Origin of the sequence: Lacibacter sp. H375 (assembly GCF_037892425.1) — a bacterium.
In the GTDB taxonomy this organism is placed as follows: domain Bacteria; phylum Bacteroidota; class Bacteroidia; order Chitinophagales; family Chitinophagaceae; genus Lacibacter.
This window is the reverse complement of record NZ_JBBKTT010000001.1, coordinates 2,287,814-2,310,530: the sequence shown is the minus strand read 5'-3', so window position 1 is coordinate 2,310,530 and position 22,717 is coordinate 2,287,814. Positions and strand designations below refer to the sequence as shown.

21 protein-coding genes are annotated in these 22,717 nt (G+C 40.1%); 3 read left to right on the top strand and 18 right to left on the bottom strand.

Annotation, left to right across the window (positions count from 1 at the left end; all coding sequences use genetic code 11):
* Positions 1-125 precede the first annotated feature (125 nt).
* A complete protein-coding gene (locus tag WG954_RS10205) occupies positions 126-584 on the bottom strand; it encodes a DUF4258 domain-containing protein (RefSeq protein ID WP_340436115.1) in 459 nt (152 codons plus the stop codon).
* Between the two features lie 68 nt (positions 585-652).
* The gene (locus WG954_RS10200) at positions 653-3,499 is read right to left on the bottom strand and encodes a DEAD/DEAH box helicase (protein ID WP_340436113.1); all 2,847 of its coding nucleotides are present in this window, start codon (positions 3,497-3,499) and stop codon (positions 653-655) included.
* Between the two features lie 34 nt (positions 3,500-3,533).
* Between WG954_RS10200 and mtaB the strand changes: the two genes are divergently transcribed.
* On the top strand, positions 3,534-4,919 hold the full coding sequence (gene mtaB / locus WG954_RS10195) for a tRNA (N(6)-L-threonylcarbamoyladenosine(37)-C(2))-methylthiotransferase MtaB (protein WP_340436111.1): 1,386 nt from the start codon (positions 3,534-3,536) through the stop codon (positions 4,917-4,919).
* Positions 4,920-4,941: 22 nt separating this feature from the next.
* Here the strand turns inward: mtaB and WG954_RS10190 are convergent, their stop codons facing one another.
* The 10 genes from WG954_RS10190 to sufB form a co-directional block, all read right to left on the bottom strand.
* On the bottom strand, positions 4,942-5,427 hold the full coding sequence (locus WG954_RS10190) for a hypothetical protein (RefSeq protein WP_340436109.1): 486 nt from the start codon (positions 5,425-5,427) through the stop codon (positions 4,942-4,944).
* Between the two features lie 50 nt (positions 5,428-5,477).
* Positions 5,478-5,954: an RrF2 family transcriptional regulator gene (locus WG954_RS10185; RefSeq protein ID WP_340436106.1), complete on the bottom strand. Its 477-nt coding sequence runs from the start codon at positions 5,952-5,954 to the stop codon at positions 5,478-5,480.
* A gap of 149 nt (positions 5,955-6,103) precedes the next feature.
* Positions 6,104-6,655, bottom strand: coding sequence for a BrxA/BrxB family bacilliredoxin (locus tag WG954_RS10180; RefSeq protein ID WP_340436104.1), 552 nt, complete (start codon positions 6,653-6,655; stop codon positions 6,104-6,106).
* A gap of 44 nt (positions 6,656-6,699) precedes the next feature.
* On the bottom strand, positions 6,700-7,017 hold the full coding sequence (locus tag WG954_RS10175) for a DUF59 domain-containing protein (protein WP_340436103.1): 318 nt from the start codon (positions 7,015-7,017) through the stop codon (positions 6,700-6,702).
* Positions 7,017-7,460, bottom strand: coding sequence for a SufE family protein (locus WG954_RS10170; protein ID WP_340436102.1), 444 nt, complete (start codon positions 7,458-7,460; stop codon positions 7,017-7,019). Before WG954_RS10170 ends, WG954_RS10175 begins: the two co-directional genes overlap by 1 nt.
* Entirely contained in the window at positions 7,457-8,698 is a 1,242-nt protein-coding gene (locus WG954_RS10165; RefSeq protein ID WP_340436100.1) for a SufS family cysteine desulfurase, read from the bottom strand. The genes WG954_RS10170 and WG954_RS10165 overlap by 4 nt, the downstream gene beginning before the upstream one ends.
* Before the next feature lie 32 nt (positions 8,699-8,730).
* Positions 8,731-9,096 (bottom strand): GxxExxY protein, encoded by a 366-nt coding sequence (locus tag WG954_RS10160; RefSeq protein ID WP_340436098.1) that lies wholly within the window; start codon positions 9,094-9,096, stop codon positions 8,731-8,733.
* A 52-nt stretch (positions 9,097-9,148) separates the two neighbouring features.
* On the bottom strand, positions 9,149-10,456 hold the full coding sequence (gene sufD, locus WG954_RS10155) for a Fe-S cluster assembly protein SufD (protein WP_340436096.1): 1,308 nt from the start codon (positions 10,454-10,456) through the stop codon (positions 9,149-9,151).
* Between the two features lie 78 nt (positions 10,457-10,534).
* On the bottom strand, positions 10,535-11,299 hold the full coding sequence (gene sufC, locus WG954_RS10150) for a Fe-S cluster assembly ATPase SufC (RefSeq protein ID WP_340436094.1): 765 nt from the start codon (positions 11,297-11,299) through the stop codon (positions 10,535-10,537).
* A gap of 134 nt (positions 11,300-11,433) precedes the next feature.
* Positions 11,434-12,879, bottom strand: a complete 1,446-nt coding sequence (gene sufB, locus WG954_RS10145) for a Fe-S cluster assembly protein SufB (RefSeq protein WP_340436091.1) — start codon at positions 12,877-12,879, stop codon at positions 11,434-11,436.
* 363 nt (positions 12,880-13,242) lie between these two features.
* Between sufB and WG954_RS10140 the strand changes: the two genes are divergently transcribed.
* The gene (locus WG954_RS10140) at positions 13,243-14,784 is read left to right on the top strand and encodes a choice-of-anchor I family protein (RefSeq protein ID WP_340436089.1); all 1,542 of its coding nucleotides are present in this window, start codon (positions 13,243-13,245) and stop codon (positions 14,782-14,784) included.
* Between the two features lie 70 nt (positions 14,785-14,854).
* Here WG954_RS10140 and WG954_RS10135 read toward each other — a convergent pair whose 3' ends face one another.
* Positions 14,855-15,724 (bottom strand): OmpA family protein, encoded by an 870-nt coding sequence (locus WG954_RS10135; RefSeq protein ID WP_340436087.1) that lies wholly within the window; start codon positions 15,722-15,724, stop codon positions 14,855-14,857.
* Between the two features lie 339 nt (positions 15,725-16,063).
* Between WG954_RS10135 and WG954_RS10130 the strand changes: the two genes are divergently transcribed.
* Positions 16,064-16,786 carry a peroxiredoxin gene (locus WG954_RS10130; protein WP_340436084.1) on the top strand — a complete coding sequence of 241 codons (723 nt, stop codon included), beginning with the start codon at positions 16,064-16,066 and terminating at the stop codon, positions 16,784-16,786.
* Positions 16,787-16,856: 70 nt separating this feature from the next.
* On the opposite strand, the gene WG954_RS10125 is transcribed toward WG954_RS10130, so the two are convergent.
* The 5 genes from WG954_RS10125 to WG954_RS10105 form a co-directional block, all read right to left on the bottom strand.
* Positions 16,857-17,513: a CoA transferase subunit B gene (locus WG954_RS10125; protein WP_340436082.1), complete on the bottom strand. Its 657-nt coding sequence runs from the start codon at positions 17,511-17,513 to the stop codon at positions 16,857-16,859.
* 104 nt (positions 17,514-17,617) lie between these two features.
* Positions 17,618-18,316: a CoA transferase subunit A gene (locus tag WG954_RS10120; protein WP_340436081.1), complete on the bottom strand. Its 699-nt coding sequence runs from the start codon at positions 18,314-18,316 to the stop codon at positions 17,618-17,620.
* Positions 18,317-18,369: 53 nt separating this feature from the next.
* The gene (locus WG954_RS10115; RefSeq protein ID WP_340436079.1) at positions 18,370-20,589 is read right to left on the bottom strand and encodes an ATP-binding protein; all 2,220 of its coding nucleotides are present in this window, start codon (positions 20,587-20,589) and stop codon (positions 18,370-18,372) included.
* Positions 20,590-20,708: 119 nt separating this feature from the next.
* Positions 20,709-21,656, bottom strand: coding sequence for a class I SAM-dependent methyltransferase (locus WG954_RS10110; RefSeq protein WP_340436078.1), 948 nt, complete (start codon positions 21,654-21,656; stop codon positions 20,709-20,711).
* 56 nt (positions 21,657-21,712) lie between these two features.
* Entirely contained in the window at positions 21,713-22,693 is a 981-nt protein-coding gene (locus WG954_RS10105; protein WP_340436076.1) for a LuxE/PaaK family acyltransferase, read from the bottom strand.
* Between the last annotated feature and the right edge of the window lie 24 nt (positions 22,694-22,717).

Below are 22,717 nucleotides of genomic sequence, written 5' to 3'. Positions count from 1 at the left end.
CATCTCAAAAGTTTGAAATAGTTTCCAATTTATGAGACCTCTCCTGCGTCGAGGTGACGAGCTGTTTGTTTTTATTCGTCAGTAACACTTTCATTTTGACTTTAGTTCCGCTACGAAGTGGGCTTCTACTTACAACTCGGACATGCCCACTCTTCATCCAGGTCAATCACCGTTACAATTGTTAAATGCCGTTGCTTCGGTGCCACAATGATACGTACATGTTGATTGTCTCTCGACGTGTATCCTTCCAACGCATACTTCGGACCTTGTGCTGCATCCAGTTCACTTTTCTTATAATTAACCTCAGCTTTCTGCACAATTTCTTTTACTTCTTCCTGTGTGATGTGACGACACTTCATTCTGCAGCGTGCATGCTTGGTGAAATAAAATTCCGACGACGGATCACGAAAGACATCAAGATTTGATTTATGGTTGTCCGTTTTTGCTTCTTCACGTTTTGTATCGTCTGTACGGTCTTTGGTTTTTTGATTATCGCTTGCATTATCCGTGTTGTTGCAACGACGGAGCATCAATGCAGCAAGCAGCAATAAAATGAGTAATAGATAAGGAAGTGCTTTTTTCATTGTTGTATTTGCCTTACAATAATATCGCTTTTCGGCGAAATGAGCGGATAGCTCACACGCCTCCCCCCTTACTCTAACAAATACTTAATATCATCCAGCGTTAAACTCTTTACAAATCCTTCTTCAGCAGTGATCAGATCTTCCGCTAATTTCTTTTTACCTGCCGCCATCTTCATGATTTTTTCTTCAATACTGTCTTTGCATATCATACGATACGCAAACACCTGCGATTGCTGGCCGATGCGATGTGTACGATCAATAGCCTGATTTTCGACTGCTGTATTCCACCATGGATCAAAGAGGAATACATAATCAGCAGCTGTTAATGTAAGACCGGCATTACCCGCTTTTAAACTCAACAGGAACACAGCTACATCACTCTCTTCATTTTGAAATTCTGAAACCAATTCCTGTCGTTCAGAAATTTTTGTTTGTCCGTCGAGGCGGATATATTTGATGCCTTCTTTCTGCAAGTCACGTTCCAGAAGATCAAGCATCGAAGTAAATTGACTGAACACCAATGCACGGTGTTGCGGTATGATGGTCTTTAATTCATCGATCAACACTTTTGTTTTAATACTGTCGTACGCAAACACATCTTCATCATTCACCAGTTCGCAGCTGTTACAAATCTGACGGAGCTTTGTCAACCCTGCCAGCACACTCATTTTGCCTTTACTCAATCCGTTTTCACTAATGTCCATTAAAATATTGCCACGCACATTTTCTTTGATGCTTTCGTAAGCTGCACGTTGATCGGATTCCATTTCGCACCAGAGAATCGATTCTGTTTTTGCAGGAAGATCAGGTGCTGCCTGTTCTTTGGTTCTGCGCAATACAAACGGACGAATCAACTTCTGCAATGCAGCCGCTTTTTCAGCATCGCCTTTTTGTTCAATCGGTATAGCGTATTCTTTTCTGAAAAATTCGTTGCTGCCCAGCAAACCGGGCAACAGAAAATGCATCTGGCTGAAGAGATCGCCTGTGCCATTCATCACCGGTGTACCACTCAATGCAATTTTTATTTTCGCAACGAGTTGCCAGGTTGCTTTTGTTATTTGCGCAGATGGATTTTTTATATTCTGACTTTCATCCACCACCACCGTATTCCACGGAATAGTTTGCAGCAATTCAACATCCTGCCTTAAAGTTCCATAACTGGTAATAATGATGCGGTTTGTTTCATCTTTCAATTCTTCTTCGTCTCTGCCTGCACCATGAAACACAACCGCCTTTACATCGGGTGCAAATTTCTCCAACTCCTTCTGCCAGTTGTACAACAAACTTGCAGGCGCAACAACAAGGTGTTGATCCATTGGTTGCTCTTCAATTTTATGCAAGAGGAAGGTGATTGTTTGTAATGTTTTACCCAACCCCATATCATCGGCTAAACAACCGCTGCCGCCGATCTCTGATAACAAACGCAACCACTCATATCCTTTCTGTTGATAAGGACGCAACTGCTCAACAGTTAATCCTTTTGGCAATGCATACAATGCCTCTTCCTGTTTTTCCCATTGCTTCCATTTGCTGTACCATGTTGCACTGATGTCTGTTTTGATTGATGCATCTGCAGATGCTTCACCTGTTGCTTCACTCATCAACAACCACTTCGGCACAAGCAATTCTTCTTTGCGCACTTTACCATGACGGATCATCATCCCGTATTGCTTCAACCATTCTTCACCCAACACACCCAAACTTCCATCTTTCAACATCACAGCTTTCTGTCCGTTCATTAAACTTTTATGTAAGTAGTTTAACGGTATGGCTTCTTTTCCAAACTTCACCGTCATTGCTACACAGATCCAGTTGCCTTCTACTTCCTGCTTGCTGATGATTGTTTCTGCAATATGTGGTGAGTAACGGAAATGCTTCATCAAGTCAATACCGAGCAAGTCGATATTCAGCTCAAGCAGTTTGTGATATACTTTTAAAAACCAGCCTTTCTTTTGGGCTTCAGCAAAATTGAGATAGAAAAATCCATTGCTTTGATTGGTAAACTTTTCGTGCAGCGAACGAAGAAACTCCACCAACTCTTCTTCTTTCTGTTTATGACGAACGATCGAAATTATTTTATCAGCTGATTGTTGTTTTGTTACTTCTTCAAACGGACCATCCACCACATATCCATCGTACACAAATCGAGGTTCGAGTTTTAAGAATGTATTATTGAGTTCACTGAGCATTACCTGCGGCTGAGGTTCTGCAATCAGCTCTTCGCCTTTTGCAATGATGGATGCATCTACTTTCAACTCCCACTCTCTTAATTTATTCAACACCTGTTCAAATGCAGCAGGATCGTTGGTTGTCCAAGTTGTTGCATCCTGTTGTTGCAGCCATTCAATGGCATCATGACTTTTTGAAGTGAGTTGATAATAACAGGATTCTGTTTCCACTAAAAAATGATAACGCTTGAAGGCACCTAACGGCATGCGCTCTTTTCCTTTCACCACATATACTTCAAGCTCGTATCGCTCTTCGTTTGTTGTTGCATGAAAAGCCAATTCAACAGGATAGTTATAAAAAACACATTTCACCGTTTGTGCTGCGGGATGATAAAATTCAACGCCGTTCAATTGTCGTACTGCACTCATCATTGACTGCAGTTTGCGGGTCATGGCTTTTTTCTGCATCAACGATCGCTCCTTTTCATCTTTGATGTATTGCGATTGACCAACGATATCGGCTTCTGTTTTCTGCCATTCCCATTTGGAAAAACTCAGCAACGTTTTCATTCCTTCATCGGTTAAGTTGGGAAAGAAAACTTTTAACTGTGCACGGTTCAGCGGTTGTTCGCCGGGAGTAACACCAGAGGGAGTTTTGATCAATTGCCTGATCTCCAGCATCGGTCGCTTGGTAAACAGATGTTTCGGCTGAAAGAGTAAATACGTTTTGGTATTGCGGTTGTCCATAGAAAAGAAGGGGGCAAAAATAAGGGGTTACATTATGGTTGCCAACCTTTTAAAAGCTGACAAGCAGGTAAATCTATCCACACTCTTCCTTGCGCTCCTTTCTCCATTCTTCGTTATCTTTGCAGCCCTCATGGCAGCAGCAAAATCAGTCGCATTTCACACACTCGGTTGTAAACTCAACTACTCCGAAACATCCACACTCAGTCGGCAGATGGAGAGTGAAGGTTTTGAGAAGAAAGAGTTTGACGACCTGGCCGATGTGTATGTCATCAACACCTGCTCTGTAACCGATAATGCCGATAAAGAATGTCGTCAGCTTGTGCGTCGAATTCAACGCAAGTCACCTGAAAGTTTGGTGGTAATCACCGGGTGTTATGCACAACTGAAGCCAAAAGAAATTGCAGAGATACCCGGTGTTGATCTGGTGTTGGGTGCTGCAGAAAAATTCAATATTGTTTCGCACATTAAAGAACTGGCCAAAGGCGATAGTGCAAAGATCAGCAGTTGTGAAATTGAAGATGTAAGTGGCTTCAATGCTTCTTATTCCATTAACGACCGTACACGTACGTTTTTAAAAGTACAGGACGGTTGCGATTATACCTGTTCGTTCTGCACCATTCCCCAGGCACGTGGCAAAAGCAGAAGTGATAATGTGGCGAATGTAATTGCCAACGCAAAAGAAATTGCAGCAGGCGGCAGTAAAGAAATTGTGTTGACGGGTGTGAACCTTGGTGATTTTGGTAAAGGTGCCGATGGTGATGGTTCACTTTCGATTTATAACCGTGAAGAAAATTTCTACGACCTCATTCAGCAGTTAGATGAAGTGGATGGTATTGAACGTTACCGCATCTCTTCAATTGAACCCAACCTGCTTACCAACGAGATCATTGAATTTGTAAGCAGGAGCAAAAAGTTTATGCCGCATTTTCATATTCCCTTGCAAAGCGGAAGCAATACAGTGTTAGGAATGATGCGCCGCCGTTACAAGCGTGAATTGTACGCCGAACGTGTTGCACTCATTAAAGAACTGATGCCGCATTGTTGTATTGGAGTTGATGTGATCGTTGGTTTCCCCGGCGAAACAGATGAACTCTTCAATGAAACATTTGAATTCCTGCACTCGCTCGATATATCGTATTTACATGTGTTCACTTATTCTGAACGTGATAACACACATGCATTAACGCTCGGTCCTGTTGTACCCATGACCACACGCTATGAACGTAACAAAGCACTCCGTAATCTTTCTTACATGAAGATGCAATACTTTACCGAGCAACATGCAGGTGAAACAAGACCGGTGTTGTTTGAAGGACATAGCAAGAACGGAATGATGGAAGGTTATACCGATAATTATATTAAGATCACAACGCCTGAGAAGAAAGAATGGGTGAATGAGATTGTGGATTGGAGGATATAAAAGACTCAAAATCCAACATTTTTTACTTCCTGATTACAACCTGAGCAAGATTCTCATTTGCAAAAACCACAGCTTGGCCGTTCACCGAAACTGATTTTACGGGATCATTGCAGGGAAGACAATCAAGTGATAATAATCCCCCGCATTTCTGTTTTCGTCCCTCTGTAATAATATCTTCCAAATTAATAGTTTGCTGGTTTGCACCAAGTCTAAGTTCCCAATCGAAATCGCTGGTTAAAATAGTGTGGTTGTAATTATTGATAAAAATTGTATCCAAGTTACTTGAATAGTATGCATTATTTGATGTTATCAGAAAAGAGTCGAGCAACTCAACTGGGCTTGAGTTCTTTTTTATTTTCAAAACATAAATCGAATCAACCTCATCCATTTTGTATTTGACAAAAGCAAGGTTCAAAGGAGAGGTATAACAAGCTTTCTCTTTCCCACAAGAAATAAAAACCAGGAAACTAACAAGCAGCAAACAATTAGTATAGATGTTTTTCTTCATTCAATTAAGATAGCCAAAAGACAGATTAGGTGTACAAAAAGTAATTCCCTTTACTTCAACAACTCTTCAACATTACGCTGCAGTATTGCTTCTAGTTTCAACTCCACTTCCTTTTCATTTACCATCAAATCTTTCAGCGTTAATTTATTGAGAAGATTATCGAGCGTGTACTGAATCATTTTCCATAAGGAACGTGTGCTGCAGTCAACCGAGTTGGTACACAAACGTCCGAGGCCTGTATGTGTATCACAAAACTGTTGATCGAACAACATACCACCCAATGCTTTCAACACATCGTTGATGACGATCTGCTCAGCAGGTTTCGCCAACACATAACCACCTTTGTAACCGGGCGTACTGTTGATGAAGCCTTCCATTCGCAGCGTGCGGCAGATCTTTGCCACATGTGGTTCTGTCAGCTTCTCTGCTTCACTCAACTGCGGAATACTCAGCCCTTCAACGGGATTAGCCGATGCAATGCGGATGAGGATCCTGATACCGTACTCTTCTGATGAAGTAATTTTCATGCTTTTGATTTTACCACGGAGACACAGAGAACACGGAGTTTCTAATGTCTTTATGTTTGGTTTTTAAAGATGAATTTGCTCTGTTTATTATTTATAAAACCTTCGAATAATAACCACTTCCCTGTGTCCCTGCGTCTCTGTGGTTATTCTTATGCTTGTGTTGCTAATGGATCTACCTGGTATAAATTTTTGAAATAGGTTCTTAACTCTTCACGCTCTGTTTCGGTTGATTGCTTTGTGCAATGCTCGTTGTAAGCAGTGATCAATGCATCAGCAATTGTTCCTGCATCTGTTGTTTCGATCTGGTGACGTTGCAGGTGCAACAATACCTTTCCGTCTTTCAACAACAGGACATTGGGCGAAGAAGGTGTAACACTGTTAAGGTATTTCTCACGGAAATGCACAACCGCTTCTTTTTCCATGCCTGCAAACAAGGTTGCTTTTACATCTGGCACAACATGATTAAAAAAGCTGAGTAACGCACCGGGTCGGCTCACTCTTGCACTGCAACCACATACACTGTTCAATACTACAAGAATACTTTTGCCGGGATTACCTGACAGTACTTTCTCTACATCTTCCACGGTCATCATTTGTTCAAAACCTGCATCCACCAATTCCTTGCGGTAAGGTGCTGCTATTTGTTCGGGATAGCTGGGGCCTTCATTGCCCATTAAACTATCTAATGAAATCATTGCCATAATAATATTTTTTTATTCTCCTGTCTTCAGACAGGAGCAAGTCATTACATAAATCCTAATTCCAATGCTGCCACTTCGCTCATCATACTCTTCTCCCACTTCGGTGTCCAGGTGATCATCACATTTGCATCTGTTACACCTTCTACTTCTCTTACTTTCTGATCAACTTCAACAGGTAATGATTGTGCAGCAGGACAACTCGGAGCTGTCAATGTCATTGTGATCTGCGCATAACCCTTATCATTGATGTCGATATTATAGATCAGTCCAAGATCATAAATATTCACCGGCAACTCGGGATCAAATACAGTTTGCAGTTTCTCGATGATCTTTTCTTTGATATCTTCTTTGTTTAAACTCATCAGTTCTTACTTGCTTGTTGTGCTAAATAAACTGTTGCATCTAATTTCATTTGTTTCACCATGCTCAGCAAACCATTACTTCTTGTCTGCGCCAGGTGTTGCTTCATACCGATCTTATCAATAAAATCAAGTTTTGCATCAATGATCTCTTTCGGGGCATGTCCGCTCAATACACGAATGAGCAAACTCACCAAACCTTTTACAATCACCGCATCACTTTCTGCACGGTAAACCACTTTGCCATCTTTGAACTCACTCACCATCCATACTGTGCTCTGACAACCTTTTATTTTGTTCTCGTCTTTCTTATGCTCGTCTTCCAATGGTTTCAACTTCTTGCCCATATCGATGATGTATTCATACTTCTCATCCCATGTGTCAAACAGGGAAAAATCATCAACTATTTCTTCTTCTATTTCTGCTATTGATTTCACTTCACTCATCTTAATAACTTAATTGCTTTATGTAAACCTGCAATCATTACATCAATTTCATCTTTGGTATTATACATCGCAAAACTTGCTCTTGTAGTGCCGGGAATACCAAAGCGGTTCATTAATGGCTGTGTACAATGGTGACCGGTGCGCACTGCTACACCTTGATTATCCAACAGAATACCTAAATCCTGCGGATGAACACCTTCCACTACAAATGACGCAACACTTACTTTTTGCTTTGCCTGTCCAATTAAACGGATACCATCTATACTTTGCAATTCTTCCGTTGCATATCGTAACAGTTCTTCTTCGTGCAACCGGATCTGTTTCTTGCCGATGCGTTGAACAAAATCAATCGCAGCTTTCAATGCAACAGTATCTGCAATATTGGGTGTACCTGCTTCGAACTTATAAGGCAATTCGTTCCAGGTTGTTTTTTCAAACGTTACATCTTTGATCATTTCACCACCACCCATGAACGGCGGCATGGCTTCCAGCAATGCTCTTTTACCATACAACACACCAATTCCAGTGGGACCATATACTTTGTGTGAACTGATGGCAAAGAAATCGCAATCGAGTTCCTGCACATCAATATCCAAATGCACGGTTGACTGTGCACCATCCAGCATCACAATTGCACCAACCTTATGTGCTGCATCAATAATTTCTTTTACAGGATTGATTGTTCCTAATGAATTGGATGCATGCACCACAGAAACCAGCTTCACTTTTTCGCTCAGCAGTTTGTGAAATTCATCCATCATCAATTCACCATTATCGTCAACAGGAATTACTTTCAACGTTGCACCCGTCATTTCAGCAATCAACTGCCAGGGAACAATATTGCTGTGATGCTCCATACCACTGATCATAATCTCATCACCAGCTTTCAGATTTGTACGTGCCCACGTGTATGCAACGAGGTTAATGCTTTCAGTTACACCTCTGGTGAAAATAATTTCTTCACGTTGCCTGGCATTAATGAATTGTTGCACCGTATCTCTTGTTGCTTCGTAAGCTGCAGTTGCTTCTTCAGCTAGTGAGTGAATACCACGGTGGATATTTGCATTAAAATATTGATAGTAGCTTGTTAATGCATCGATCACTTCAACAGGTTTCTGTGTAGTGGCTGCATTATCAAAATAAACCAAGGGCTTTCCTTTTACCTCACGCTTCAATATCGGGAAGTGCCTTCTTACCTGGTCTACATCAAACGCAATATGTAAAGCTGTTGTTGACATATATTTTACCACGGAGGCGCAGAGACACAGAGTCAGAAAACCATTCTCTTGATGCCATCCTTTAAAAGTTTAACATTAAAATTTATTAAAAGACCTAAACGCTTTTCAGACAATTTCAAATAAGTCAGTAATTGTGCTTCATGAACCGGAAGAATATTATCAACTGTTTTCAACTCAACAATCACCTCCTCTTCTACCAATAAATCAATTTTAAAATCCAGTCCAATATTCTCGCCTTTGTAGAAAACAGGTAACGCCACCTGCCTTCTTACTGTCAATCCTTCGCTTATTAATTCCTTCATCAAACAAACCTCATAAACACTTTCAAGCAACCCAGGACCTAATTCTCTATGAACCCGAATTGAGCAATCTACAATCGCTCCGGAAATACTATTCAAACTGTATTAGTTTGTATTCATCTCCGTGTCTTGGTGTCTCTGTGGTTAGTAACTATATTTCAAAATCCAAACGCTCAGAAATGATCTGATCGACGTACTGACGGATCGGCTCCAGTTCAATCTTCTCCAAAACCTCAATGGCGAATGCATGCAGTAGTAAAGCCTTTGCAGCTTTATCACCAATACCTCTTGATTGCAGATAAAACAATGCTTCATCATCCAGTCGGCCAATGGTACAACCGTGTGAGCACTTTACATCATCTGCAAAAATTTCCAGCTGTGGTTTGGTGTTCACTGTTGCAGTATCACTCAATAAAATATTCTTATTGCTTTGATATGCGTTTGTCTTTTGTGCATCCTGGCGAACAAAAATCTTACCATTGAATACCGCCGTTGCATTTTCATCAATAATGCCTTTGTACAGCTCATTGCTTAAACTGTTAGGCATTTTGTTATCAACGATGGTATGATTGTCGACATGGGTATCACCCTTCACGCAATACAAACCATACATATTGCTTTCACAACCCGGTGCTTCTAAAATAAAATTGAGGTTGTTACGGATAACACCACCATTGAGTGTAATGGTTACTGAGTTTACCTTGCTCACTCCTACCTGACGCACATGTGTTGTTTTTACACAACTGCTGTGACTGTCTTCGTTCTGAATTTTATATAAATGCACCTGTGCATTTTCTTCTACAACAATCTCAGAGATCTTGTTAATGAATGAATCACTTGTACCAATAGTTACTTCTTCTTCCACGATCGTTACCTCTGCATTCACCGCCACATGAATCAACGTGCGTGGTTGCGATAATACATTCACTGTTCTTGCATCGTTGATGTAATAGCAATACAATGGATGCTCTACTGATTTATTTTTCCTTACCGAAATAAATAAGCCCTGGTAAGCAAATGCATTGTTCAATGCATTGATGCCATCTTTATGATAGCTGGCACTATGACCAAGATTTGCATCAACGATTGTTTTGTATTCACCTTTCACTGCTTCACTCAACGGAAGAATCACCAACTCATCAACAGATGATTGGATATTAGAAAGTTCTGCATGATAAATGCCGTTTACAAATACCAGTTCATTGGCTGCTTCATGACCCGGCAAACGAAACTCTTCCACATCTTTTGCAGTGATTGCTGTTGCACCTTCTGCATAAGAAAAATCCTTGTTGAGTACAGCGCTAATACGTGTGTACTTCCACTCTTCGTGCTTCACCGTTGGAATACCTTGTTCATTGAACAGTTCCAATCCTTTTTGACTCAACGCCTTTAATGAACCATTACCGCTGAATGATTCTTTGCTGAGCTTATCCTGTATTAATTCTTTTAATTCTGACATCTTGATTTTTGTTTTTTACCACGGAGGAATGGAGTTCGCAGAGAATTTGCTCTGTGCCTCTGTGTCTCTGTGGTTAACTTACGCTTCTACTTCTTCTCCCAATTCTTCCTTAATAAAATCGTATCCTTTTTCTTCCAGTTCCAAAGCTAATTCTTTACCACCTGTTTTTACAATACGTCCTTTGTAGAGAATGTGTACATAATCAGGAACGATATAATCGAGCAAGCGTTGGTAGTGCGTAATCACCAATGTAGCGTTGTCTTTTGATTTGAGTTTGTTTACACCTTCTGCAACAATGCGGAGAGCATCAATATCCAAACCACTATCTGTTTCATCAAGGATCGCAAGCTTAGGTTCAAGCATTGCCATCTGGAAAATTTCGTTACGTTTCTTTTCACCACCACTGAAACCTTCGTTCAATGAACGGCTTAACAATGCCTGGTCAATATTCACAAGTTTCATTCTTTCTTTCATCAACTTTAGGAAAGCAACTGCATCCATTGGTTCTTCACCACGATACTTGCGTATTTCATTCACGGCTGTTTTTACAAAGTTGGTAGTGCTTACACCGGGAATTTCAATCGGGTATTGAAATGCAAGAAATACACCTTCACGTGCACGATCTTCAGGAGAAAGTTCTAACAAATCTTTTCCCAAGAACTCAACACTACCGCCGGTTACTTCGTAATCAGCACGACCAGCTAACACAGAAGCCAAGGTTGATTTACCACTACCGTTTGGACCCATGATCGCATGTACTTCACCTGGTTTAATATCAAGATTGATACCTTTTAAGATTTCCTTCTCTTCAATCCTTGCCTGTAAATTTTTGATTGATAACATATACTTTGATTTTTCACCACAGAGGCTCAGAGACGCAGAGCTTTTTTCTGACCTATGTGATTTATTCGTTTTTAATGTGCTTTAGTTTATAATGGAAGCAACATTTTTTTCTCTGTGCCTCCGTGTCTCTGTGGTTACCCCACACTTCCTTCTAATGAGATCGCCAATAGTTTCTGTGCTTCCACAGCAAACTCCATCGGCAATTGATTCATCACTTCTTTGGCAAAACCATTAATGATCAATGCAACTGCCGTTTCAGTATCGAGACCACGTTGATTGCAATAGAAAATCTGGTCTTCACCAATTTTAGAAGTGGTGGCTTCATGCTCTACCTGAGCAGTGCTGTTCTTTACTTCAATGTAAGGGAAGGTGTGTGCACCGCATTTATCGCCAAGCAACAAACTATCACACTGTGAAAAGTTTCTTGCGTTAACAGCGTTCTTACCCACCTGCACCAAACCACGATAAGAGTTTTGACTGAAACCTGCAGAAATACCTTTCGATACAATTCGGCTTCTTGTGTTCTTACCAATGTGCATCATCTTCGTTCCTGTATCGGCTTGCTGATGATTGTTGGTAACAGCAACCGAATAAAATTCACCCTGGCTGTTATCACCTTTTAATATTACTGAAGGATATTTCCATGTAACAGCAGATCCGGTTTCAACCTGGGTCCAGCTGATCTTTGAATTTACACCTGCGCAAATACCACGCTTCGTAACAAAGTTGTAGATACCGCCTTTCCCATCTTTATCGCCGGGGTACCAGTTCTGTACTGTTGAATATTTTACTTCAGCATTATCAAGTGCTACAATTTCAACCACCGCAGCATGCAATTGATTTTCATCACGCATAGGCGCTGTACAACCTTCGAGATAACTTACATAACTGCCTTCTTCGGCAACGATCAATGTACGTTCAAACTGTCCGGTGTTTTCTGCGTTGATGCGGAAGTAAGTGCTTAGCTCCATTGGACTTTTTACACCTTTTGGAATGTAGCAAAAACTACCATCGCTGAACACAGCGCTATTTAAAGCAGAAAAATAATTATCAGTCATCGGCACAACCGAGCCCAACCATTTTTTGATCAGTTCGGGATGTTCCTGCACCGCTTCGCTCATGCTGCAGAAAATGATACCGAGCTCAGCAAGTTCTTTTTTAAATGTTGTTGCAATGGAAACCGAATCGATCACCGCATCCACCGCCACATTGCTCAAACGCTTTTGTTCATCGAGCGAAATACCCAGCTTTTCAAACGTAGCCCGCAATTCAGGGTCTACCTCATCTAAACTGTTGAGTGTTTTCTTTTGCTTGGGAGCGCTGTAATATTTAATGGAATTGTAATCAACCTTTGGGTATTTCACATTCGCCCATTCCGGCTCGGTCATTTTTAACCAATGGCGGTAGGCTTTGAGTCGCCATTCGAGCATCCACTCGGGTTCTTTCTTTTTGGCGCTGATGAAACGCACAATGTCTTCGCTAAGTCCGGGAGGCGCCTCGTCGGCTTCAATGTCGGTTACCCAACCATATTTGTACTCACTCAGGGCCGTTTGCTCCAGTGTATTGAGCATCTCACTCATAATTCGTTCTATTTAGTCGTATTTCTAATGAATTTCAATCTATACACAAAAGTACAGATTAATCTATACGAAAAAGTACAAACAGTGTTCGAGATGCGGAAAAAATGACGTTTTGGGGAGGATTTGTGGGGAATATTAGGAGTTGGGGCTGTCGGCTTTAGTGCTTTTGGCAGCAGCAGTTCCGGCTTTTCGCTGTACCTCCGCTACGCTGCGGTGCCGCTGCAATCCGGCAGCCAGTGAGCGATATAATTATTTGCAAAAAATCACTTTTGAATCAGTTCACTTCATCTTTTCATAACCTTCCCGTCATATTTTCTTAACTTTCTACGTCTACCATTGCCGCTCAACTAATAAACTTACATAATGAGAAAATCCTTTTTACTCATCAGCTGCATTGTATTATTGAATGCCTGTACAAAACTCAATACGGAGCAGGAAAATTCGAAACAGACTTCACCTGGTTTTGCCGCACGCCAGGAATCAACTACATTTTCTGAAATAAGCAGTCTTGCTATTGGTGGCGGAACAGGCGCTGCTGAGATCAGCACTTACGATCCTGAAACAAAAAAACTGTTTGTAGTAAACAACAGCGCAGGTAATAACCGTATTGAAGTTGTTGATCTGAGTAATCCTGCATCACCAGTAATTACAGGCAATATCAATATTGCGATCTATGGCGGGTTGGTAAATAGTGTAAGTGTATACAATGGTAAACTTGCAGCAGCAATTGAAGCTGTTCCTAAAACAAATAATGGTAAAGTGGTTGTGTTTAATACAGCAACACATGATGCTATTGCCATTGTAACTGTTGGGGCATTACCCGATATGATCACTTTTACACCTGATGGAAATTTTATTCTTACAGCAAATGAAGGCGAACCGAATGAGCCTTACACGATTGATCCGCTTGGAACTGTTTCTATTATTGATGTGAACGATAATTATGCTGTTACAACGCTTGACTTCAGCAGTTTTGCTTCAAGAGCAGCTGAATTAAAAACAAAAGGCTTTCGTTTGTTTGGCAAAAATGCAAGTTTTGAGCAGGATGTAGAACCTGAATACATTGCAGTATCAACCAACAGTAATACTGCATGGGTTACATTGCAGGAGAACAATGGCATTGCCAAAATTGATCTCTCAACAAAAAACATTACTGATATTTTTCCTTTAGGTTTTAAAGATTATAATAACCCGATGAATACAATTGATCCAAGTGATCAGGATGGCGGTATCAACTTTGGCGCATGGCCGGTAAAAGGAATGTATTTGCCAGATGCAATTGCTGTAAACAGTCACAATGGTGTGCCGTTTATTTATTCTGCCAATGAAGGTGATGCAAGAGAATATGCAGGTTTAACACCTGTTGAAATAAGAAGAGTAAATCATTCGTCTGTAATACTTGATCCTGTTGCTTTCCCAAATGCAGCAGCATTAAAAACAAATGCACAGTTGGGTCGCTTAAATATTACAACAACACTTGGTGATAATGACGGTGATGGTGACTACGATGAATTGTATTCATACGGTGCACGTTCATTCAGTATCTGGAATGGGTTAACTGGTCAATTGGTTTACGACAGCAAAAACCAAATCGATCTGAAAGCAAATGAACTTGGAAAATACCCTGATGGAAGAAGTGATGATAAAGGTTGCGAGCCGGAAGGTATCACCATTGGTCGTGTTGGTAATAACAACTTGTTGTTTGTTGGTTTGGAAAGAGCAAATGCAGTAGCGATCTATGATATTACAAATCCAACTAAACCAGTATTCAGTCAATGGCTTAATACAGGTATTGGCCCCGAAGGTGTGTTATTTGTTTCTGCTGATAAAAGCCCGAATGGCAAAAGTTTATTTATTGCCAGCAGCGAAACTGATGGCTTCATTAAAGTGTATACAACAAACTGATAGAAGCATTTGCTTTCGATACAAAAAGGCCACATTACTGTGGCCTTTTCTGATTTATGCTGATTGAATATTATTTCTGTGGTTCGAGGAGTTTGAAGAACTGATCCAACTGTGGAAGGATAACAATTCTTGTTCTTCTATTCAACGCTTTTCCATCGTTTGAATCATTTGTACCTACCGGATGGTATTCACCACGACCAGCAGCGGCCATCTTAGCAGGATCCATTCCATATTCTTTTTGCAATAAACGAACAACCGTAGTGGCACGTTTTACACTAAGATCCCAGTTATCAACTAATGATGCATTACCACGGAAAGGCACATTATCTGTATGACCTTCAACCATAAACTCAATATCAGGTTGATTCTTCAACACCAATGCCACTTTACCTAATACTTCTTTTGCACGATCAGTTATTGTATAACTGCCGCTCTTGAACAATAATTTATCAGAAATATCAATATACACCACCCCTTTATCCACTTTAATATTAATGTCTTCGTCATTGATGTTGCCTATTGCGCCTTTCAAATTCATCACCAATACCATGTTGAGTGAATCTTTATAGGCCATCTGTTGTTGCAAGGTTTGTATATAAGCGTCCTTAGCGCCAATATTCTGCAATGATTGTTTGATGCTTTCTGCCTGCTGTTTGGAAATTACCGATAGATTTTCCAATTGCATGATCGCTTGGGTGTAATTCTGTTTGATGCGTTCCATCTCCTGGTTGAGGTCTGTTACACGTTTGTTGAGATCAGCTTTTTCTCTTTCCAAAACGGATTTTTGATTATTACAATCGGCAAGACTTCCTTCAATTGTTGTGTAACGATTTTGCAGTTGAGCATAATCATCTTGTGCCTTTTTAAATTTCTTACTGCTTACACAAGAAGTAAACAGGACTAACGAGAAGGCTATCGTAACAACGTAACTGAGTTTCATAACATTCTTTTTTGAACATGAATAATAAAGGTGTCCTAACAATGGTTAAAGTGTTGCATAGAAATGACTGTTCCAAAAAGGTTGATCCTTTTCAGTTACTTCATATACAAACAGCATGGTCGATCAAGCTATTCCTCAACGATGCTGTTCAATGGAGGGTAAAAACCTTGCCAAACTTTAAATGGGGCCTGGCAAAAACCTCAAATTCCAGGAATCAGATTTACTATTTTGAATTTACTTCCCACAATCACAACTGTTCATGACTTCGCTCACTGGAAAACAGGGTGCTATAACAGTACCTTCAATAGTTAACCGTTTATTCACTTAAAACTCTTTTTTATGCTCAACGAAATAGAAAACCCAACTTCAATCAGTATGCCACGCATCGGCGACCCTGCTCCGTCGTTTACTGCAGTAACCACACAAGGCAATATCCATTTCCCAAACGATTATCAGGGTAAATGGATCGTTCTGTTTAGCCATCCCGCCGACTTCACGCCCGTATGTACATCAGAATTTATGACCTTTGCTAAGATGGAGCCTGAGTTTGCAAAACTGAATACACAATTAGTAGGATTAAGTGTGGATGGACTATACAGCCACATTGCATGGTTACGCACAATCAAGGATAAAATTGATTTTCGTGGTTGGAAAAATGTGGAAGTAAAATTTCCTCTTATAGAAGATATTACAATGAAAATTGCCAAAATGTATGGCATGATACAACCCGGAGAAAGTTCTACTAAAGCTGTGAGGGCTGTGTTCTTCATTGATCCAAAGGGCATCATAAGAGCCATTATCTATTATCCGCTTTCATTAGGTCGCAACTTTAAAGAATTGAAACGAGTACTGATGGGTCTGCAAACTGCAGATAAACATGCGGTCGCACTTCCTGCCGATTGGATTCCGGGTGAGGATGTGATTGTTCCGCCTGCAAACAGTTGCGGTGTTGCATCGGAACGAATGGCGGGCAAAGAAAAAGATGTGTATTGCAAGGATTGGTTCTTCTGCATGAAACCATTGCCAAAAGAAGAATTGGCAATGGAAGCCGAATTGGTTTAACTGTACACTCAAATAAAAATCCCGGTTGTAACAACCGGGATTTTTATTATTGCTCTTGTATTTTTATTTTTTAAAATGTCATCTCATGAATTTCTCCTTCAACAATTAATTTTCCTGCAGTTTTTGAAATAATTTCTTCTACTGAAACTCCGGGAGCACGTTCCAGTAATTTAAATCCATCAGGAGTAACGTCAAGAACAGCCAAATCGCTGACGATTTTTTTCACACATTTAATTCCCGTTAGCGGTAACGCACATTGCGGTAACAATTTGCTTTCGCCTTTTGGATTGGTATGCATCATGGCCACAATAATATTTTTTGCGCTGGCAACAAGATCCATAGCACCACCCATTCCTTTCACCATCTTGCCGGGAATTTTCCAATTGGCAATATCACCTTGCTCACTTACTTCCATTGCACCAAGTACAGTAAGATCAACTTTCCCCGCACGGATCATTCCAAAGCTCATGGCACTATCGAAAAATGCAGAGCCTGGTAACGTTGTGATGGTTTGCTTACCTGCGTTGATGAGATCAGGATCTTCCTCTCCTTCAAAAGGAAAAGGGCCCATGCCGAGTAATCCATTTTCGCTTTGCAATTCTACATGAATACCTGCAGGAATATAATTCGCAACCAAAGTTGGAATACCAATACCGAGGTTTACATAGTATCCATCTTTTAATTCTTTGGCAATGCGTTGCGCTATTTGTTCTTTTGTTAAAGCCATAAAAGCAATTTGAAAATTCGTTGATTCGAAAATTTGAAAATAAAATAGACCGATTATTTAAGCAACCTGAAAACACGAAATAACATTTTCAAATTGCCACATTCTCAAATTCGCTTTCTTACTGTCCGTTGTTCGATCCGTTTTTCATAACCAGTCCCCTGGAAAATGCGATGCACATAAATTCCTGGTGTCTGGATAGCGTTGGGATGTAAGATTCCCGGTTCTACAAGTTCTTCCACTTCCGCAATAGTTATTTTACCTGCCATTGCCATTAATGGATTGAAATTTCTTGCGGTGTCTTTGAAAATAAGATTACCCATTGTATCTCCTTTCCACGCTTTTACAATGGCATAGTCGGCATCAAATGCATATTCGAGTAAATAATCTTTACCATTAAAATTGCGGACTTCTTTTCCTTCAGCTACCTCCGTTCCCACACCTGCCGGTGTATATATGGCGGGCATTCCGTAACCGGCAGCCATGCAACGTGTGGCCAATGTTCCTTGGGGAATTAATTCCACTTCCAGTTCGCCACTCAACAATTGGCGTTCAAATTCTGCATTCTCACCCACGTAAGAAGAGATCATTTTCTTCACTTGCTTTTGTTTGAGCATTAACCCAATACCAAAATCATCTACGCCTGCATTGTTTGAAATGCAAGTGAGTTGCTTTGTTCCTTTTTTAACTAAAGCGGAAATACAGTTTTCGGGAATACCGCACAAACCAAAGCCACCAAGCATAAGAATGGCCCCATCGGGGATGTCGTTGATTGCTTCATCGGCATTTGAAACAACTTTGTTCATTGCAATCGTATTTGATTGCAAGATAAGCGAAGAAAAAATATCAAAAGAATGAATCAGGCAGCTTCAAGATACTCACGCAATTCCTGCAGCACTACTTGTACAGAAGAATCCAGCTCATCAATAAGATGTTTTATACGCTCTTTTTCATTATTCTCAGAGATGTTCGCCTTTTCAATCTGTATCACTTTGCTGGAAACATGTTCATCAACACCTAATATGCGTAATGTTGATTTCATATTGTGTGCAGTTTCCTTGATCAATTGTTGATCTTCTGCTGCAAAAGATTCCTGCAAACGTTTTACTTCGCTTGGCAAAAAGTCGAATGCCTTGTTCAGCAAATCCTGGATGTTTTCTTTGTTTCCTCCTGTTAAACGATGCAGGTAATCGATATTCACCAATTTTAATTGCGAATGTTGAGGCGTAGCAGGTTCTGCATCCCAATCGCTATAATGATTGAGTAGTTCAAGCAACTTGCGTTCATCAACAGGTTTGGTGAGGTAGGCGTTCATGCCAGCGTTGATTGCATTCTGCTGTTCCAAACTTTGACAAAATGCGCTCAACCCAATGATTGGCGTTTGCATATTCAACTCAGCCCTGATTTTTTTAGTGGTATCAATGCCACTTAGGCCAGGCATTTGAATATCCATTAAAATAAAATCGTAATTCTTTTGTTTCAATAGTTGAAGAGCCGTCATACCACTTTCTGCCTTATCGAATAAGAATTGATGTTCTGCAAGAAGATAACCCATCAGGTCACGGTTCATTTCGTTATCATCCACAATTAAGATACGCTTCTTAATAAGTTTTTCTTTATTAATTACAAGCTCTGTTTCATTTTCCTTTTCTACAGCTGTGGCAATTGTGAAAGGTAACAGCAATACAAATTGAGTTCCTTCTCCGGGTGTAGAGAACACGTCAATTTCACCTCCTTGCATTTCAACCAGTTGCTTAACAATAGGCAGACCCAATCCTGTTCCGTAATATTTTTTAGATGTTTTGCTTTCGATCTGGTAAAAGCGTTCAAATACATACGGAAGTTTATCTTTTTCGATACCAATGCCCGTATCTGAAACTATGAATTGTATCCACGCTTTCTCACCCGACTGCTTCAGTACTTTTGCTGCAACTGAAACAGAGCCTTGCTCAGTAAACTTAATGGAGTTGCCGGTAAGATTCACCAATATCTGCATCAGTTTCTTTGCATCGCCTGAAACACAATCGGGCAGTTTTTCATCCATCTGAACATGTAATGAAATGTTTTTTGCTTCTGCCCGGTTTTGTAATACGTTGTTGAGATTACTGATCACTTGTTTTACATCAAATGCTTCGTTGGAAAATTGAAAATGACCCGATTCGAGTTTAGAATAATCAAGTACATCATTGATCACTTCCATCAACAAATTACCCGATATTTTCATCGACTGGATCCATTGCTTTGTTTCCGGCGCATGTTCTTTTTTCAATAGCAAATTAGTATAACCAATGATAGAATTCAAGGGTGTACGTAACTCGTGTGTAACGTTTGAAATAAATTGATCTTTGACCAATTGTGCCTGCTGCCCTTTTAGAATTGCAATTGACAAAGTATTATTCAGTCGGTTTGTTTCAATCATTTTATATACTACCAGCAAGGCTATAAGTGACATAAAAATGAGTGAAACCATATTCCATTTACGATCGAGACTTACCATCTCTGCTTTCTCAATGGTGATCTTATTATTAAGTTGTTCGATTTTTATTCCCAATGCACTAATGAGTTCCTGTTCTCCAAACGTAATTTCTTTAAATGATGATCTGTAAGCAACACTATTGATCATTTCCAGTGCAGCTGCCTGTCCTGCTGAATCATAAACAGAAAGGATGTTCCTGTTCAATTGAATGCGGTTAGCAGATTTATGTACAAATACGTTCACTAAATATTTAGGGATATAACCTGCATATGTACTCTTTACTTCCTGAAGATTTTTATCTATTGCGATACTGTTTTTTACAAATGCTTCTTTCTTATGAAGATCGCCTGCCTGCACATAATCTTCGAGGTTGTGATCACTTTGTGTAATGAGAAACATCGTTTTTTCAACTACTTGCTGATATTGTTGATGCTTAATAACAGAATCGTTTTGTGCAGAATGTTCCTGGGCAGATTGTAACACACTTGATTCTATTGCATAGTTTGTGCCAATGCCAATAAGCAATATGAGAGCTACAAAAGTGAATGCGAGAACCTTTTTTAAACGGGGATGTTCCTGTAGCAGGAGAAGATTTGGTTTCATAGTTCTGGATTTTGAGCACTAACAGAATGAAAAATTACTTCTATTCTACATCAAATCCAATCATGGGCCAATGTTTTATCCCTATACGAGAACAAGTAAAACTACGAGTGTAAATACGATTATCGTATCATTCGCCAGCACCAACGTTGTAGTTTACCTTCAAAATCAAACGGAGTAGTGGCTTTGGTAATATCTTTTATAGCAGATGCCTGTATTTCACTTTCATATAATTCAAACTTCCTTGCATTATTACTGAAATATAAAATGCCGCCGGGCTTCATTGCTTTTAATGTTTGGTTGATGAGCTCCACGTGATCGAGCTGAATATCCAGAAAGTCTTTCATTTTTTTACTGTTGCTGAACGTAGGCGGGTCCATCACCACAATATCAAATGTGTTGGGCGTAAGCGTCTCCAGATATTGTTTCACATCTGCCACAACAAACTTGTATTTCTTATGATCAATGAAAAAGTTTGCTTCAAAATTCTTTTTCGCCCAATCGATATAAGTATTCGATAAATCAACTGTAACCACTTCTTCAGCACCACCGGCAGCAGCGTACACGCTGAATGAACCGGTATATGCAAACAGGTTCAATACTTTTTTACCGTTTGCTTCTTCCATCACCATCTTTCGTGTTGTGCGATGATCGAGAAACAAACCTGTATCCAAATAGTCTGAAAGATTCACTAAGAATTTCAATCCATTTTCCTGTACTTCAAAAAACTCTTTTTCTTCGGCCGTCTTTTGGTATTGTGCCTGGCGGTTACTTTTTCTTCTGCGTTCTTTGGTGTAAATACGTTCTTCATCCATCTCTAATACATCTGCAATCACATCAACGGTTCCTTCCAGCCAATCAAGATGCTCTTCTTCAGTTAAATTATGTTTGGCTTTGTATTCACTCACACAAACTCTTGTATCATACACATCAATGCTTACGGGGAATTCCGGCAAATCTTTGTCATACAAACGATAGCAGCTGATGCCCATTCTTTTAGCTTGCTTGCTGCGGTGTTTATACACTTTCGTAAGCCGGTTTTGAAACATTTGTAATTTATCGGAAAGCATAAGAAAGTTCTGTGTTGTAAGTTCTAATTTAAAGGGTATCTGACAAGTTTAATAAACTACAAGGCAAGCAAGCTGCATCCACGAATATCACTATTATCCATGCGGCCCAATACACGAAAACTACCATCGTCAAATACTTCGCCCACATCATCAGTTGCAATAAAACTGACGGAATATACATTGGCAAGGTCGACAATGTTGATAGCACCTTTTCCAACGGTGCTGATGTGCAAGGGATCATCTTCATCCCTCACCAAAACTTTCATCCACGGCGGACATTGAAAAATACCATTCCCTTTTGAATAAGCCTGGCTAAGCAATTCTGTCATCCCATATTCTGAATGAATTGTTTCAACAGAAAAACTTCTTTTTAGTTGAAGGTGCACCTGTTCTCTTGTCATCTCTTCCCTCCTGCCCTTCATGCCTCCAGTTTCCATGATGATAGTATTCGTCAATGGTAACTGGTATTGCTCAGCAAAATCGAGCAAACCGAATGTAACACCAATGAGAATAGTTGGCTGACCTCCTTTTTCCAGCAGCTTTAATCTATCAAATAACTCCTGGAAATTATTGAGATAGAAACCATTCATTGGATGGTTACTTTTCTCCATCAACTTTTGCACCATATACACCAGCGATGAATGGCTACGCTCAAGGTAAGATGGTAACAAACCAAGAAAGCAATAGTTCTCCGGCAAACCATATTGCCGCACAAACGCCTTTGTAAAAGCTTCTTCATACAAAGTAAGGCTCTTTACATAATGCTTGCTTTGTATGGTTTGCGAAGTGCCACTGCTTTCAAACAATGTTTCCGGAATAAATTCTGTGCTTTCGATACGATGGGTTTTAAAAAAGCTGATAGGTAAAAAAGGGATATCCTCCATTGTCGATTCTTCCGTCGTTTCTATACGCAATGCGTCGCAAAAAGATCTGTAAACAGGGTTACTGTTGTACTGAAAGTGAAACGACTGCTGCACCAGCTCACTGAGCCGGGTTTCGCTTAACTCAAAAAGATTGTTAACAAAAGGAGGAATCAATTTTTTAGTGGGGTATTAATGCTT

Bases quoted from the DNA above. Each gene is read 5' to 3' on its own strand.
- WG954_RS10165 (WP_340436100.1), bottom strand. From the start codon at position 8,698: ATGTCAACAACAGCTTTACATATTGCGTTTGATGTAGACCAGGTAAGA.
- sufB (WP_340436091.1), bottom strand. From the start codon at position 12,879: ATGAGTGAGATGCTCAATACACTGGAGCAAACGGCCCTGAGTGAGTAC.
- WG954_RS10125 (WP_340436082.1), bottom strand. From the start codon at position 17,513: ATGGCTTTAACAAAAGAACAAATAGCGCAACGCATTGCCAAAGAATTA.
- WG954_RS10180 (WP_340436104.1), bottom strand. From the start codon at position 6,655: ATGGCAATGATTTCATTAGATAGTTTAATGGGCAATGAAGGCCCCAGC.
- WG954_RS10130 (WP_340436084.1), top strand. From the start codon at position 16,064: ATGCTCAACGAAATAGAAAACCCAACTTCAATCAGTATGCCACGCATC.
- sufC (WP_340436094.1), bottom strand. From the start codon at position 11,299: ATGTTATCAATCAAAAATTTACAGGCAAGGATTGAAGAGAAGGAAATC.
- WG954_RS10140 (WP_340436089.1), top strand. From the start codon at position 13,243: ATGAGAAAATCCTTTTTACTCATCAGCTGCATTGTATTATTGAATGCC.
- WG954_RS10200 (WP_340436113.1), bottom strand. From the start codon at position 3,499: ATGGACAACCGCAATACCAAAACGTATTTACTCTTTCAGCCGAAACAT.
- WG954_RS10120 (WP_340436081.1), bottom strand. From the start codon at position 18,316: ATGAACAAAGTTGTTTCAAATGCCGATGAAGCAATCAACGACATCCCC.
- WG954_RS10135 (WP_340436087.1), bottom strand. From the start codon at position 15,724: ATGAAACTCAGTTACGTTGTTACGATAGCCTTCTCGTTAGTCCTGTTT.
- WG954_RS10205 (WP_340436115.1), bottom strand. From the start codon at position 584: ATGAAAAAAGCACTTCCTTATCTATTACTCATTTTATTGCTGCTTGCT.
- WG954_RS10170 (WP_340436102.1), bottom strand. From the start codon at position 7,460: ATGAGTGAAGTGAAATCAATAGCAGAAATAGAAGAAGAAATAGTTGAT.
- sufD (WP_340436096.1), bottom strand. From the start codon at position 10,456: ATGTCAGAATTAAAAGAATTAATACAGGATAAGCTCAGCAAAGAATCA.
- WG954_RS10185 (WP_340436106.1), bottom strand. From the start codon at position 5,954: ATGAAAATTACTTCATCAGAAGAGTACGGTATCAGGATCCTCATCCGC.
- WG954_RS10175 (WP_340436103.1), bottom strand. From the start codon at position 7,017: ATGAGTTTAAACAAAGAAGATATCAAAGAAAAGATCATCGAGAAACTG.
- WG954_RS10115 (WP_340436079.1), bottom strand. From the start codon at position 20,589: ATGAAACCAAATCTTCTCCTGCTACAGGAACATCCCCGTTTAAAAAAG.
- mtaB (WP_340436111.1), top strand. From the start codon at position 3,534: ATGGTTGCCAACCTTTTAAAAGCTGACAAGCAGGTAAATCTATCCACA.
- WG954_RS10190 (WP_340436109.1), bottom strand. From the start codon at position 5,427: ATGAAGAAAAACATCTATACTAATTGTTTGCTGCTTGTTAGTTTCCTG.
- WG954_RS10110 (WP_340436078.1), bottom strand. From the start codon at position 21,656: ATGCTTTCCGATAAATTACAAATGTTTCAAAACCGGCTTACGAAAGTG.